Source organism: Rahnella sikkimica (assembly GCF_002951615.1).
GTDB classification, from domain to species: Bacteria; Pseudomonadota; Gammaproteobacteria; order Enterobacterales; family Enterobacteriaceae; genus Rahnella; species Rahnella sikkimica.
The window spans coordinates 319,231-334,627 of sequence record NZ_CP019062.1; the positions used below are offsets into that span (position 1 = coordinate 319,231).

The 15,397-nt window shown below is 52.9% G+C and carries 14 protein-coding genes; 10 read left to right on the plus strand and 4 right to left on the minus strand.

Going from position 1 to position 15,397, the window contains the following annotated elements:
• Positions 1–107 precede the first annotated feature (107 nt).
• On the minus strand, positions 108–737 hold the full coding sequence (yfcG, locus tag BV494_RS01545; protein ID WP_104921256.1) for a GSH-dependent disulfide bond oxidoreductase: 630 nt from the start codon (positions 735–737) through the stop codon (positions 108–110).
• Positions 738–1,052: 315 nt separating this feature from the next.
• Between yfcG and yfcD the strand changes: the two genes are divergently transcribed.
• A complete protein-coding gene (yfcD, locus tag BV494_RS01550; protein WP_104921257.1) occupies positions 1,053–1,670 on the plus strand; it encodes an NUDIX hydrolase YfcD in 618 nt (205 codons plus the stop codon).
• Positions 1,671–1,708: 38 nt separating this feature from the next.
• Here the strand turns inward: yfcD and BV494_RS01555 are convergent, their stop codons facing one another.
• A complete protein-coding gene (locus BV494_RS01555; RefSeq protein ID WP_104921258.1) occupies positions 1,709–2,725 on the minus strand; it encodes a LacI family DNA-binding transcriptional regulator in 1,017 nt (338 codons plus the stop codon).
• 352 nt (positions 2,726–3,077) lie between these two features.
• On the opposite strand from BV494_RS01555, the gene BV494_RS01560 reads away from it, so the two are divergent.
• From BV494_RS01560 to BV494_RS01580, 5 genes are all read left to right on the plus strand, one after another.
• Positions 3,078–3,521: a PTS sugar transporter subunit IIA gene (locus tag BV494_RS01560; RefSeq protein ID WP_104921259.1), complete on the plus strand. Its 444-nt coding sequence runs from the start codon at positions 3,078–3,080 to the stop codon at positions 3,519–3,521.
• A gap of 141 nt (positions 3,522–3,662) precedes the next feature.
• Positions 3,663–3,944, plus strand: coding sequence for a PTS sugar transporter subunit IIB (locus tag BV494_RS01565; protein ID WP_104921260.1), 282 nt, complete (start codon positions 3,663–3,665; stop codon positions 3,942–3,944).
• Positions 3,945–4,119: 175 nt separating this feature from the next.
• Positions 4,120–5,496 (plus strand): PTS ascorbate transporter subunit IIC, encoded by a 1,377-nt coding sequence (locus BV494_RS01570; protein WP_104924667.1) that lies wholly within the window; start codon positions 4,120–4,122, stop codon positions 5,494–5,496.
• 105 nt (positions 5,497–5,601) lie between these two features.
• Positions 5,602–6,435, plus strand: a complete 834-nt coding sequence (locus BV494_RS01575) for a transketolase (protein WP_104921261.1) — start codon at positions 5,602–5,604, stop codon at positions 6,433–6,435.
• Positions 6,428–7,381 (plus strand): transketolase family protein, encoded by a 954-nt coding sequence (locus BV494_RS01580; protein WP_104921262.1) that lies wholly within the window; start codon positions 6,428–6,430, stop codon positions 7,379–7,381. The genes BV494_RS01575 and BV494_RS01580 overlap by 8 nt, the downstream gene beginning before the upstream one ends.
• Positions 7,382–7,445: 64 nt before the next feature.
• On the opposite strand, the gene pta is transcribed toward BV494_RS01580, so the two are convergent.
• A complete protein-coding gene (gene pta / locus BV494_RS01585; protein WP_192938123.1) occupies positions 7,446–9,590 on the minus strand; it encodes a phosphate acetyltransferase in 2,145 nt (714 codons plus the stop codon).
• 189 nt (positions 9,591–9,779) lie between these two features.
• Positions 9,780–10,982, minus strand: a complete 1,203-nt coding sequence (gene ackA / locus BV494_RS01590; protein WP_104921264.1) for an acetate kinase — start codon at positions 10,980–10,982, stop codon at positions 9,780–9,782.
• Positions 10,983–11,501: 519 nt separating this feature from the next.
• Between ackA and yfbV the strand changes: the two genes are divergently transcribed.
• The 4 genes from yfbV to BV494_RS01615 all read left to right on the plus strand — a co-directional run bounded on the left by yfbV (position 11,502) and on the right by BV494_RS01615 (position 15,386).
• On the plus strand, positions 11,502–11,957 hold the full coding sequence (gene yfbV / locus BV494_RS01600) for a terminus macrodomain insulation protein YfbV (RefSeq protein WP_104921265.1): 456 nt from the start codon (positions 11,502–11,504) through the stop codon (positions 11,955–11,957).
• 178 nt (positions 11,958–12,135) lie between these two features.
• On the plus strand, positions 12,136–12,630 hold the full coding sequence (locus BV494_RS01605; protein ID WP_104921266.1) for a YfbU family protein: 495 nt from the start codon (positions 12,136–12,138) through the stop codon (positions 12,628–12,630).
• Between the two features lie 27 nt (positions 12,631–12,657).
• Complete coding sequence (locus BV494_RS01610) at positions 12,658–13,311, plus strand: sugar phosphatase (protein WP_104921267.1); 654 nt, start codon at positions 12,658–12,660, stop codon at positions 13,309–13,311.
• Positions 13,312–13,553: 242 nt separating this feature from the next.
• On the plus strand, positions 13,554–15,386 hold the full coding sequence (locus tag BV494_RS01615; protein WP_104924668.1) for an SLC13 family permease: 1,833 nt from the start codon (positions 13,554–13,556) through the stop codon (positions 15,384–15,386).
• Positions 15,387–15,397 lie beyond the last annotated feature (11 nt).

Sequence of the window (15,397 nt, forward strand, 5' to 3'; positions counted from 1 at the left end):
AATCATAGATGAGTCATCACCATTAACGCGCGATATGGAGCACAATTAGGAATTATTTTTTCAGCTGAAATCAGAACGCCTCCGGCAAGCACCGGAGGCGAGAGCGCTTATTGCACGGAGGCCAGTGCGTAGGCTTTTTGGGTTGCAGGACGCGCTTTGACACGTTCGAACCAGTTGCGGACGGCCGGGTATTCAGCCAGATCAACGCGCTGACGCTCGTGCGCCACCACCCACGGGTACGTGGCGATATCCGCGATGCTGTAATGATCACCGGCGATATACGCGTTTTTCTCCAGCTGACGGTTCAGTACGCCGTACAGACGCCGCGTCTCCTGGAGGAAACGTTCGATAGCGTAAGGCACCGGCTGCGGAGCGTAATGCGTAAAGTGATGGTTCTGGCCGAGCATCGGACCAAATCCGGCCACCTGCCAGTACAGCCATTCCAGTGTGGATGTGCGCTCGCGCAGCTCTTTGCTCAGGAATTTCCCGGTTTTCTCTGCCAGGTACTGCAAAATGGCACCGGATTCAAAGACGCTGACCGGCGCACCGCCGTCAACAGGCTGGCTGTCGACAATGGCCGGAATTTTGTTGTTCGGGGACAGGGCGAGGAACTCTGGTTTGAACTGGTCTCCTGCGCTGATATCCATGCGGTGGAGCCGGTATTGCAGGCCACTCTCTTCAAGAAAAAGAGAAATTTTATGGCCATTGGGGGTTGGTGCGTAATAAAGATCAATCATATTGCCTCCTGCGTTGTTTTAATCACTCTTGGCGATTTGCGGGGCGAAATGCGCCTATGTGTTACTGCTGATCACAAGCTTTTTATCTGACTTAATAGGGTATCATAACGTGAGTGAATAGCAGTCTAAGTCGGAGTTGTCTGATGGCAAACTTTCCGTGGTAACTTAGCTTTTAGCTTGCATCAACGCATCCATAGCTATTGAAGCCACCCTGCAGACCCAGATAGAATCTCCGAACATTATCGACGTGTTGCAAAATGACTGCGCACAGACTTATTGCGCACAGACCCGCGCTTAAAAGAGAAGGTTCATCGGATGTCAGAACAAGAGCAAAACATCAGTACGGATGAATGGGTTGATATCGTCAACGAAGAAAACGAGGTCATTGCCCAGGCCAGCCGACAACAAATGCGCGCTCAGGTCCTGCGTCACCGTGCCAGCTATATTGTGGTTCATGACGGCATGGGCAATATTTTGGTTCAGCGTCGTACTGAAACCAAAGACTTCTATCCGGGCTGGCTCGATGCCACGGCCGGTGGCGTGGTCCAAAGCGGTGAAAATATCCTTGATTCTGCCCGCCGTGAAGCGGAAGAAGAGCTGGGCATTGCCGGTGTTCCCTTTGCAGATCACGGGCAGTTCTACTTCGAAGAAGAAAATAAATGCCGCGTCTGGGGCGCGCTGTTTAGCTGCGTTTCACACGGGCCTTTCGCTTTGCAGGAAGAAGAGATTGATGCCGTTCGCTGGATGACGCCGGAAGAAATTACGGCACGTTGTGACGAATTCACCCCGGATTCCCTGAAAGCATTGTCCCTGTGGATGACGCGCAACAACGAAAAAGAACACGGTAAACCGCTGACGCGCGAACCGTCTGCGTTAGCCCCGGAAAGCGAGCACAATGAAGACAGCGCGCACTCTGAAGGTGACGCGGAGTAAGGCAACCGGCGGGCGATGTTAAGTCGTCCGCCACTTTTCTAGCAACTGTCCCGCTTACACAATGACGATGCGATCGTCACTTCTTCCCAATCTTCGTCATGAATTCTCGCCAGCAGTGCCTGCGCGGCGCGTACCCCAATTTCTTTGTGCGGGATCGCAATCGTCGTCAGCGGAGGCTGACAGACTTTGCTCACATCTGCATTACCAAAACCGACAACGGCCAAATCGTCCGGCACTTTAATGCGCCGGCGCTGACATTCGTAAAGCGCGCCGCACGCCAGATCGTCGGAAACGCACACCAGCGCGTCAATTTCCGGCCAGGCGAGCAGGAACTCCGGCAACTGCTGTGCGCCGGTTGAGAAGCTGGCCGGTTCAGCGGCGTTAATCACGCGATGCGGCGACATATGCGCCTTGAGCATTGCCTTACGCCAGCCTTGCAGATGCTGCTGGAAAATCCATTGTTCCTGATTGGCACACAGCATGCCGATGTTCTGATAACCCTTCGCCACCACGGTTTGCGTGAGCTGAAACATGGCTTCGACGTAATCAATCCCAATGTTCATGTCTATCGGGGAATCGGTCAGCGCACCGATTTCAAGGACCGGTATGGTCAGATTATCCAGCCACTGGCGCACGTTGGCGGAGTGTTCAACCGACAGCAAAATGGCGGCCGCCAGATTATAGGAGAGCAGGGTTTCCAGCAGCTTTTCTTCACGCTCGATCCGGTGCTGGGATTCGGCCAGCATGATCTGATATCCGGCGGGTTGCAGTACTTTTTGCAGACCGGCAAACATCTCGGCGCAACCGGATTCGGAAAGGCTCGGCACAATCATCGCAATCGTATTGGAAGAGGCCGAAGCCAGTGAACTGGCAGCCTGATTAGGCAGATAGCCCAGCTGGCTGACCGCTTCTTCGATCTTTTCCCGCAGTTTATCGGAGACCTGTTCAGGCGTTCGCAGCGCACGGGAAACAGTCATGCTTCCCACGCCCGCAAGTTGCGCGACATCGGCCAGCGTCACTCTTCCGGTACTGCGTCTTTTTTTGTTGATGGACATTCACGATCCTGACTGCGCATCTTGCGCACAAATTATACCCGCAGGCATAGCGAAAAAAACAGGCCGCAGCAGGACCGGTATCGAACAGGAACCACGGCAGAATTCGGTAAATTATCGGCAATTTCCCGACAAAGTATACCGTTATTTGTGTGACCGGAAGGCGGATGGTTACGCAGCGCGACTATTTTTGATAGCGCTATCACAGTTCTCAATGATAGAAGCTTGGTAGCGCTATCTTTGTGAGATGTATCACAGATGTTAACGCTATCGCTGAAGTAGAGTCTGGATCGCTGGTGGTGTCTGGGGGAAATTCGACCTGCCATCTTAATAAAAATATACCGGAGCCATAACAATGCTGAATGATTGGCTGACTTCTGAGAGGATTCAGATCAGAACAGATATCACTGACTGGCGTGAGGCCGTGGAAGTCAGTGCTGAACCGCTGCTGAAAGAAGGGACGATTACACCCGACTACCTGACGGCAATTTTTGCTCAGCGCGAAAAACTGGGCCCGTATTTTGTTCTGGCACCCGGTATTGCGATGCCACACGCCAGGCCGGAAGAAGGCGCTAACGGATTAGGACTGTCTTTACTGACATTGCCGCACGGAGTGAAGTTTAATTCGGAAGATAACGACCCTGTGTATACGGTGGTGATGTTATCTGCACCGGATAAGCACAGTCACATTGAGCTTATTTCCGAACTGGCTGAATTGTTCTCCAGCGAAGAAGATATGCAGAAAATATTTCAGGCCAAAGCGTTACAGGAAATACAGGAAGTCATTGCGCGTTATTAATTTAGGTTAAGCGTCATTGCGTTAAATAAAACTGACTAACGATTTCGGTCTCAGAAAAAAAGTGTTTTTCACAGGCATTATCCTGCGCAGCGGATACGTGTTCCCTGCGCGTTTAAAAACAGATAAAGATCAGGTGAATTTATGAAGATTATGGCGATTTGCGGTTCCGGTTTAGGCAGCAGCTTTATGGTAGAAATCAATATCAAGAAAGTCCTGAAAAAATTAAACATTCAGGCCGATGTCCAGCACTCGGATTTGTCATCGGCGATTCCGGGTGAAGCGGATCTGTTCGTCATGGCGAAGGACATTGCCGCCAGCGCCAGCATTCCGGAAAACCAGCTGGTGGTCATCACCAACATTATCGATATTAATGAGCTTGAAACCAAACTGATTGCGCATTTTGAAAAACACCCAGTGTCCTGATTGGCACTGAACATACCTGACTAATAAAATTAATATTTCCCCCTAAATAATTCGAATGGCAGGAAGGCGGCAAGTGAAGGAATCCCGGTGAGCTTACTACTGTAAGTGATTCGGGTGAGTGAACGCAGCCAACGCATCTGCAGTTCGAAGTATGACGGGGAATAACGAGGTGGATATGTTTATCCAAGAGACGCTCAAGTTTGTGGTTGATATATTAAAAGTGCCTTCTGTGCTGGTCGGGCTTATTGCATTAATTGGTCTGGTCGCGCAAAAGAAAAACTTTTCAGATGTCGTCAAGGGAACCGTTAAAACAATACTGGGCTTTTTAGTATTGGCTGGCGGGGCCACCGTATTAGTGGGGGCATTAAATCCACTCGGCGGCATGTTTGAACACGCTTTTAATATCCAGGGTATTATTCCAAACAACGAAGCCATTGTTTCCATCGCACTGGAGAAATTCGGTGCGCCGACGGCATTAATTATGGCGTTCGGTATGGTGGCAAATCTGATCGTGGCGCGCTTTACCCGTCTGAAATATGTGTTCCTGACCGGGCATCACACGTTTTATATGGCCTGTATGATCAGCGTTATCCTGACCGTTGCTGGTTTTGAAGGGGTGGCGCTGGTCTTCACCGGTTCCCTGACGCTGGGTCTGATCATGGCGTTCTTCCCGGCACTGGCGCAGCGGTATATGCGCAAAATCACCGGCAGCGACGATGTGGCATTCGGCCATTTCGGCACCATCGGTTATGTGTTATCGGGCTGGATCGGCAGCAAAGTCGGTAAGGGTTCACGCTCAACCGAAGAGATGAATCTGCCTAAAAACCTCAGCTTCCTGCGCGACAGCTCAATCTCCATCTCGCTTACCATGATCATCATTTACCTGATAATGGCGGTATTTGCCGGGCAGATTTTCGTCGAGCAAACCTACAGTTCAGGCCAGAACTATCTGGTGTACTCCATCATCATGGCGATTACCTTTGCGGCCGGTGTGTTCATCATCCTGCAAGGCGTGCGTCTGATTCTGGCAGAAATCGTTCCGGCGTTCGTCGGCTTCTCCGAAAAACTGGTGCCGAATGCCCGTCCGGCGCTGGATTGCCCGGTGGTGTATCCGTACGCCCCGAATGCCGTGCTGATTGGTTTCCTGTTCAGCTTCCTCGGCGGTCTGGTCGGGCTGTTCCTGTTAGGCCAGATGCATCTGGTGCTGATTCTGCCGGGCGTTGTACCGCACTTCTTTACCGGTGCAACGGCGGGCGTGTTCGGTAACGCAACCGGTGGCCGTCGCGGCGCGATGGTCGGTGCTTTTGCCAACGGCGTGCTGATTACCTTCCTGCCGGTTCTGCTGTTGCCGGTACTTGGCGCGCTGGGCTTTGCCAACGCGACGTTCTCTGATGCGGACTTCGGTGTTATCGGCATCCTGCTGGGTAATCTGGCCCGCTTCATGTCGAAGGAAGGCATCATGGCGCTGATTGTCGGCATCTTCGCGGTACTGGTCGCCTGGAACTATCTCGGCAAAAAACCGGTGACTGACAAAGAAGTCACTGAGAAGTAATTCCCTGCATCAATACGTTTCTTTAATCCAACCGGGAAACACTCATCCTGCCTGTTAGCAATAACAGGCCAGGATAAGTGCTCACTAAAATAAGGACCCATCAAGATGAAAGATGTCCAGGAGGTTCGTGAACTGGCCCGCCATATCCGCATCGAAACGCTGAAAATGCTGACCGGTCTGGGGTTCGGGCACTACGGCGGCAGTATGTCAGTGGTGGAAACGCTGGCCGTTTTGTACGGCGATGTGATGCGTATCGACCCGACTAAACCGGACTGGCAGGAACGCGATTATTTCGTGCTTTCCAAAGGCCACGCGGGCCCGGCGCTTTACGCCACGCTGGCGCTGAAAGGCTATTTCCCGGTCAGTGAGTTGCAAACGCTGAACCAGAACGGCACCCGCCTGCCGAGCCATCCGGATCGTCTGCGTACCACGGGTGTGGATGCCACAACCGGATCTCTCGGGCAGGGCGTTTCCATCGCGGCGGGCATGGCGCTTTCGCATAAACTGGCAGGCCGCTCCAATCGCGTTTTCTGCATCCTTGGCGATGGCGAACTTAATGAAGGGCAGTGCTGGGAAGCCTTCCAGTTCATCGCTCACCACAATCTGCATAACCTGACGCTGTTCATCGATTACAACAAACAGCAACTCGACGGCACCCTGGACGAAGTGATTAAGCCGTTCGATCTGGCAGGAAAATTCAGTGCATTCGGATTTGATGTTCAGACCATTAAAGGCGATGACGTGGAGGCCATAAGTGAAGCCGTGACGCCGGTTCGCCATGCCGAGCAGCGTCCGCTGGTGGTGATCCTCGACAGCATAAAAGGGCAGGGCGTGAAGTATCTCGAACAACTGGCGAACTCCCATCACCTGCGCTTAACGCCTGATGTAAAACTGGAAATTGAAAATGCTATTGCCGAGCTGGAGGCCGCCCATGTTTGAAGTCACGCTGGAATTGCAGAAAGATGCGGTTGAAATGCGCAAAGTCTACGCCAATACCGTGCGCGAGAAGATTGTCGAGAACACGCCTATTATCGCGCTTGAAGCGGATCTGATGAGCTCGATGGCAATGGACGGCGTGCATAAAGATCACCCGCAACACGTGATTAACTGCGGCATCATGGAAGCCAACGTGATCGGTGTGGCGGCGGGTTTATCGCTGACCGGGCGCGTGCCGTTTGTGCATACGTTTACCGCTTTTGCCAGCCGCCGCTGTTTCGATCAGCTGTTTATGTCGCTGGATTACCAGAAGAATAACGTCAAAATTATCGCCTCAGATGCGGGCGTCAGCGCCTGCCACAACGGCGGCACGCACATGTCTTTTGAAGATATGGGCATTGTGCGCGGGCTGGCAAATTCGGTAGTGATGGAAGTGACTGACGCAGTGATGTTCCGCAATATCCTGCTGCAGCTGATGGATCTGAAAGGGTTTTACTGGGTGCGGACTATCCGCAAACAGGCCACGCAGGTTTATAAGGAAGGTTCGACGTTCACCATCGGCAAGGCGAATCTGCTGCGCGACGGCAGCGATGTGACGCTGATTGCCAACGGCATTATGGTGGCAGAAGCGCTGAAGGCGGCAGAAATGCTGGAGCGCGAAGGCGTCAGCGCGGCGGTGATCGACATGTTCACACTCAAACCTATCGACAAAGACATCATCATTAAATACGCCGCCAAAACGGGCAAAATCGTGACTTGTGAGAACCACAGTATTCATAACGGTCTGGGGTCTGCCGTGGCGGAAGTGCTGGTAGAAAACCACCCGGTGCCGATGCGCCGTGTCGGTGTGAAAGAGCGTTACGGCCAGGTAGGAACGCAGGAGTTTTTACAGCAGGAGTACGGCCTGACGGCGGAGCATATTCTGGAAGCGGCAAAAGCGTTGCTGTGATTTATTTTGCGCCAAAAAAAACGCCGGTCAAAAAGACCGGCGTTTGACGTTCAGGGGCTTCAGCTTATTTCGCTGCTGCCGCCTCATCTGCCTGCGCAGACTGAATCGCAGTCAGGGCAACGGTGTAGACGATATCGTCAACCAGCGCGCCACGGGACAGGTCGTTAACCGGTTTACGCATACCCTGCAACATCGGCCCGATAGAGACCAGATCCGCAGAACGCTGTACCGCTTTATACGTAGTATTACCGGTGTTCAGGTCAGGGAAGATGAACACCGTAGCTTTACCCGCAACCGGTGAGTTAGGTGCTTTGGATTTCGCAACGTCAGCCATGATCGCGGCGTCGTATTGCAGCGGACCATCGATGATCAGGTCAGGACGTTTTTCCTGCGCCAGACGGGTCGCTTCACGCACTTTCTCAACATCGCTGCCTGCACCGGAGTTACCGGTGGAGTAGGAGATCATCGCAACACGCGGTTCGATACCGAATGCAGCCGCGGAATCCGCAGACTGGATTGCGATTTCTGACAGTTGTTCAGCGGTGGGATCCGGGTTGATCGCGCAGTCACCGTAAACCAGAACCTGGTCAGGCAGCAGCATGAAGAACACAGAAGAAACCAGCGAGCTGCCCGGTGCGGTTTTGATCAGCTGCAACGGAGGACGAATGGTGTTTGCGGTGGTGTGAACAGCACCGGAAACCAGACCGTCAACGTTACCCTGTTCCAGCATCAGTGTGCCCAGAACCACGTTGTCTTCCAGTTGTTCGCGGGCAACCACTTCGGTCATCCCTTTGCTTTTACGCAACTCAACCAGACGTGCAACGTATTCTTCACGCACAACCACCGGATCAACGATTTCGATGCCTTTACCCAGCGTCACGCCCTGAGCCGCTGCCACGCGTTTGATTTCGTCAGGGTTACCCAACAGAACGCATTCCGCGATACCACGTTCAGCACACAGCGCAGCCGCTTTCACGGTACGTGGCTCGTCGCCTTCTGGCAGAACGATACGTTTTCCGGCTTTGCGCGCCAGTTCGGTCAGCTGATAACGGAAGGCCGGAGGAGACAGACGACGTGAACGCTCGGAGTGCGCGCTCAGGGAGTTGATCCAGTCAGCATTGATGTGAGACGCCACGTATTGTTGCAGTTTCTCAACGCGCTGATGGTCGTCCGCAGGCACTTCCAGATTGAAGCTTTGCAGGCTCAGGGAAGTCTGCCAGGTGTTGGTGTCGACCATGAAGACCGGCAGGCCAGTCTGGAAAGCACGTTCGCACAGCTGGTTGATGCGGTCATCAATTTCATAACCGCCGGTCAGCAGAATTGCGCCGATTTCAACGCCGTTCATCGCGGCCAGACAGGCGGAAACCAGCACGTCAGGACGGTCTGCGGACGTCACCAGCAGTGAACCCGGACGAAAATGTTCCAGCATATGAGGAATGCTGCGTGCACAGAAAGTCACGGACTTCACGCGACGGGTTTTGACATCGCCTTCGTTGATGATGCGGGCATTCAGGTGTTTCGCCATGTCGATTGCGCGGGTGGCAATCAGTTCGAAGCTCCACGGAATGCAACCCAGAACCGGCAGCGGGCTGTTGGCAAACAGCTGCGTCGGGTCAACGTTTGCAACGCTGGCTTTGTTCGAATCATCGAAGATTTCAGACAGGTCAGGACGTGTACGCCCCTGATCGTCAACCGGCGCGTTCAGTTTGTTGATGATAACGCCGGTGATGTTTTTGTTCTTGCTGCCGCCGAAGCTGCTGCTCGCCAGTTCGATGCGCTCTTTCAGCTGTGCCGGTGAATCGTTGCCCAGCGCCAGAACAAAGACGATTTCTGCGTTCAGGGTTTTGGCGATTTCATAGTTCAGGGCATTCGCGAACTGGTGTTTACGCGTAGGAACCAGACCTTCAACCAGGACAACTTCAGCGTCCTTGGTGTTTTCATGGTAACGCGCGATGATTTCTTCCATCAGCACGTCTTGCTGGTTTGAACTCAGCAAGGCTTCAACGTGGCTCATTTTCAGCGGTTCGGCTGCGGTCACGGTGGAGTTAGCACGAATGATGGTAGTGGTCTGGTCAGGTGCATCGCCGCCAGCTCGCGGTTGCGCGATAGGCTTGAAGATGCTCAGGCTGACGCCTTTTTGTTCCATTGCACGGATGACACCCAGGCTGACGCTGGTCAGACCTACGCTGGTGCCTGTTGGGATCAACATAATTGTACGGGACACGGCTAAACCTCTTTGACGGTTGCCAGGCAAGAACATTCGCAGGTTTGTGCAGAGGGGATAATGATCAGCATAAGCGCGATGATTATCCTGCGCGGTGCGTCCAAACGGGCGGCGTTTGCCTTTGATGATAGTAGAAAAAAGACTGCCAGCTTTCGCTGGCAGTTTAGGGTCGTTTTATGCGGTCAGACGCGCGGCGTCTTGGGCAATCACCAGCTCTTCATTGGTTGGGATAACCAGAGCGGTACGGGTGCCTTCTTTGTTGATCGCACCGGATTTGCCAAAGCGTGCAGCCAGGTTGCGCTCGTGGTCAACTTCAAAGCCCAGCAGGCCCAGTTTGTCCAGAGACAATTCGCGAACCATCGCTGCGTTTTCGCCGATACCACCGGTGAACACGATAGCGTCCAGACGGCCTTCCATCAGTGAAGTATACGCACCGATGTATTTCGCCAGACGGTGGCAGAACACGTCCATTGCACGTTTAGCGTCAGCTTTGGTGGCGTAGTTGTCTTCAACATAGCGGCAGTCGCTGGTGACTTCAGTCAGGCCCAGCAGGCCGGATTCTTTGGTCAGCATTTTGTTGATTTGATCAACGCTCATGCCCAGAGAATCGTGCAGGTGGAAGATGATTGCCGGGTCGATGTCACCGCTACGGGTACCCATGACCAGACCTTCCAGCGGGGTCAGACCCATGGAAGTATCCACGCATTTACCGTTACGGATTGCGCTGACAGAACCGCCGTTACCCAGGTGGCAAGTGATCAGGTTCACTTCTTCCACTGGCTTGTTCAGCATTTTCGCGGCTTCCTGCGTCACATAAAAGTGGCTGGTGCCGTGTGCGCCGTAACGACGGATGTGGTGATCTTTATACAGGCTGTACGGCAGCGCGTAGAGGTAAGACTCTTCAGGCATGGTCTGATGGAACGCGGTGTCAAAGACAGCAACGTTTTTGTCAGCCAGTTTAGGGAAAGATTTCAGTGCTTCATCAATACCGATCAGGTGAGCCGGGTTGTGCAGCGGTGCAAACGGGATAGATTCTTTGATACCCTCGATGACCGTGTCGGTGATCAGCATGGATTTAGTCAGCTTTTCGCCGCCGTGAACGATGCGGTGGCCGATTGCTACCAGCTCTGCAGACAGTTCAGGTTTTTGGCTCAGAATGTTGTTAACGATGTATTTCAGCGCTTCACTGTGTGCGGCACCCGCACCTAAAGCGGCTTCTTCTTTGCCACCGTCCATTTTCCATTTAATGCGTGCTTCTGGCAGATGGAAACATTCGGCTAAACCTGAAATGTGTTCTTCACCGTTTGCTGCATCAATGATGGCAAACTTAAGGGAAGAACTACCACAGTTAAGAACCAGTACAAGCTTACTCGACATGGAAGTACCTATTTATTGTTGGTGCTGTTTAAAAAAAACAATACACGTGGTTAATAAATCGTCAGTCTGACATCAAGCGTAGCGCATAATGGCGGCGACAATTATGATTAACATCATGCCAGAGAGCCATAACAGGCATGACGATGAAAAAGCTGAAGAATCGCCGGGAACAGATTTTATAATCTCCCGGATAACGGTGAAACGTCTGTCTTGCAGACGAAAACGTTCCTGTTATGCCTCTTCAGAATGTTGCTAATAAGTAAAAACACTAACAAAAAATACAATAACTAATTACAAAACCACCCGACGCAAGGCACTATGCTTAATGTAGGGAGAGAACATTGCAATTTCGCGTTCCCGCCCCAACTTTATATTGACCTTGTCGGCTGAGAGGTATGCAAGGCTGCGATAGAATACCGACAGGCGCCAGCAAAAACAAAATATATTTTATCGTGGTAAACTCCAGTTTGTGTTTTACAAATAAATTTTAAATTTTATACGTGAAGTTGAGGTGCATCTATGACGAGTAAGCCAACAGGCTCCGTAGGCTGGTTCCAGGTTTTCCAGCGCGGTCAGCACTATATGAAAACATGGCCGTCAGATAAACGCCTGGCTCCGGTGTTCCCTGAAAACCGGATTTCCAGCGCCACCCGATTTGCCGTTCGTGTGATGCCCGCCGTCGCCGTCTTTACGCTCAGCTGGCAAATCGCCATGGGCGGACAACTGGGCCCGGCCGTGGCGACCGCCATTTTTGCCTGTAGCCTGCCGATGCAAGGGTTGTGGTGGCTCGGCCGCCGCTCCCTGACGCCGCTGCCGCCGACGCTGATGAGCTGGTTTCACGATGTGCGCAATAAACTCGTCGAAGCCGGGCAGGCATTAGCGCCCATTGAAGGCACGCCAACATATCAGTCGCTGGCCGATGTGCTCAAACGGGCTTTCAAACAGCTCGATAAAACCTTTTTAGACGATTTGTAATTCTGCCCGTCCCGTCATTACCATCGCTTTACGCCGCATTTTGACCGGAGGAACATCTCCTCCGGCCATTATTTCAGATGAGATCCAGACCCAAATCAAAGAATGGTGTGCTTGCGATTTCGCAGAACTTTGCGCTATGCCATGCTTTGCTCATTATGCAGACATGAGGATTTTCACGATGGAAATGACGAACGCTCAACGCCTGATTTTGTCGAATCAATATAAAATGATGACCATGCTGGATCCTGATAACGCGGAGCGATATCGCCGTTTACAAACGGTGATCGAACGGGGCTTTGGTTTGCAAATGCGCGAGCTGGACAGGGATTTTGGCGAATTGCCGGAAGAAACCTGCCGCACCGTCATTAACATTATGGAAATGCACCATGCGATGCAGGTTTCATGGACAAATCTGAAAGACACGCAGGATTTGGACCGTCGTCGTATTGATTTCCTCGGTTTTGATGCCGCCACAGAATCCCGCTATTTAAGCTATGTCCGCTTTATGGTGAATACCGAAGGACGTTACACTGATTTTGATGCGGGGACGCACGGCTTTAACGCACAGACCAAAATGTGGGAAAAGTACCAGCGGATGCTGGCGGTATGGCAATCTTGTCCTCGTCAGTACCATTTGAGCGCCGTAGAGATAGCGCAAATTATCAATGCCTAAATTGAGATAACTAAAGAGGAATTGCCTGTGGAGTGCAAAGGTTTCTTGTTCGACCTTGATGGAACGTTAGTGGATTCACTGCCCGCCGTAGAGCGTTCCTGGATTAACTGGGCACTCAGCTGGGGGGCTAACCCGCGGGATGTGCTGGCATTTATTCACGGCAAACAGGCAATCACTTCTTTACGTCATTTCATGGAAGGCGCAAGTGAAGAAAAGATTCAGGAAGAGTTCGATAAGCTGGAACAGATTGAAGCCACGGACACCGAAGGGGTGACGGCTCTGCCGGGCGCTCATCTTATTCTGAGCGAACTGAACCGCATGAACATTCCTTGGGCGATTGTGACATCGGGTTCTATGCCAGTGGCCAGCGCGCGTCATAAAGCCGCGAATTTGCCTGAACCGGAAGTATTCATCACGGCGGAACAGGTCAAACACGGCAAGCCTCAGCCGGATGCCTATTTGCTGGGCGCAGAACGTCTGGGGCTGGCACCGGAAGATTGTGTGGTGGTGGAAGATGCCGCAGCGGGTGTGATGGCCGGTCTTGCCGCCGGGTGCAAAGTGATCGCGGTTAACGCGCCGTCAGACACACCGGGAATCGAAGACGTAGATTTCGATCTTTCCTCGCTGGACGTTCTGATGCTTAACCCTTCCGAGAACGGTGTGACCGTCAGCCTGCGTTAAGCGCATAAAAAGTACAATTAACGCCTTTACTTGATATAAACCCCGCAGCAGCGGGGTTTTTTTATGCCATCCTGATACCCGTCATACTTCAAACTGCCTCTGCGTTGGCTGCCTTCACAAATCCCGGTCACTTACTCTTGTAAGCTCCCGGGATTTATTCCGTTGCCGCCTTGATGCAATTTGAATTATTTGGGGTATTCACTGAGTTTATGCCCGCCATCTCAACGCAAAAGGAGTTTGTTTTGACCGGTGAATTAATCTGGGTAGTGATACTTCTGGTGATCGCTATGGTGTTATTCGCGCGCAATACGCTGCGGATGGATATCGTGGCGTTACTCGTCATCATTGCTTTTGTGCTGAGCGGAACGCTGACCATCAATGAAGCGCTGGCCGGATTTAGCGACCCGAACGTGATTCTGATTGCGGCGTTGTTTGTCGTCGGACACGGGCTGGTCAGAACTGGCGTGGCTTATCAGGTGGGCGACTGGCTGATGAAAGTCGCGGGTAACAGCGAAACCCGGATGCTGGTTTTATTAATGCTGACCGTTGCCGAGCTGGGCGCGTTCATGAGTTCAACCGGCGTAGTGGCGATTTTTATCCCCGTTGTTATCAGTGTTTCTGCCCGCATGAAAATCTCTCCCGCCCGCCTGATGATGCCGCTGAGCTTTGCGGGGCTGATCAGCGGAATGATGACGCTGGTCGCCACGCCGCCCAACATGGTGGTTAACAGTGAGTTACTGCGCGAAGGGTTTGACGGTTTCGGTTTCTTTGGCGTAACGCCCGTGGGGCTGGTGGTACTGGTGATGGGCGTGGGATATATGCTGGTTGCCCGCCGCTGGTTATCATCCGATGACGCCTCGCAGGATAAGCAACGCTGGAAACGCCGTACTTTTCGCGACCTGATTCGCGATTATCATCTGACCGGCCGCGCGCGCCGGATGACCATCCGTCCCGGTTCCCCGCTGGTCGGGCGCACGCTGGACGATTTGCACCTGCGTTCCCGCTACGGCGCAAACGTGGTCGGTATCGAGCGCTGGCGCAAGTTCCGCCGTGTCATGATCAGCGCAACCGGGAACACCGAGCTGTTTGCCCGCGACGTATTGCTGCTGGATATGGCCGATCCCGACGTTTCTGTCCGCCAGTTTTGCACCGATGAAATGCTTGAGCCAATGGTGTTACGTGGCGAGTATTTTTCCGAGCAGTCACGGGATGTCGGTATGGCGGAAGTTTCACTCATTCCCGACTCTGAACTGCTGGGTAAAACGCTGCGCGACGTAGCGTTCCGCTCTACATACGGTTTGAACGTGGTCGGTATTCGCCGTCAGGGCGAAGCGCTGGACGGCAAGCTGGTTGATGAAGTCTTACAACTGGGCGATATGCTGCTGGTAATTGGCGACTGGAAGCTTATCCGCCAGTTACAGCAACAGATGCATGATTTCATTGTGCTCAATCTGCCCGCCGAAGTGGATGAAGTCGCGCCCGCGCTCAGTCAGGCACCGCATGCGCTGTTTTGTCTGGCGCTGATGGTGGCGTTAATGCTCACCGACGATGTGCCGAATGCCATCGCGGCCATTATTGCCTGTATCCTTATGGGGAAATTCCGCTGCATCACAATGGAGGGCGCGTATAAAGCCATTCACTGGCCGAGTCTGCTGCTGATCGTCGGGATGATGCCTTTCGCTCTGGCGCTGCAAAAAACCGGCGGCGTGGCACTGATCGTGAAAGGTCTGATGGAGGTGAGCGGAGGGTATGGCCCGTACATGATGTTGCTGAGTTTGTTTGTACTCTGTGCCGGTATCGGGCTGTTTATTTCCAACACAGCAACGGCTGTTCTGATGGCACCGATCGCGATTGCGGCGGCGCATCAGATGGAGGTTTCGCCTTATCCGTTTACCATGATTATCGCGATTGCCGCTTCGGCGGCGTTCATGACGCCGGTTTCATCACCGGTGAATACACTGGTGATGGTGCCCGGCAACTACAAGTTCGGTGATTTCATCCGCATAGGCGTGCCGTTTACGCTGCTGGTGATGGCCGTCAGCATTTTTCTGGTGCCGGTACTTTTCCCTTTCTGACCTGAAGAAGG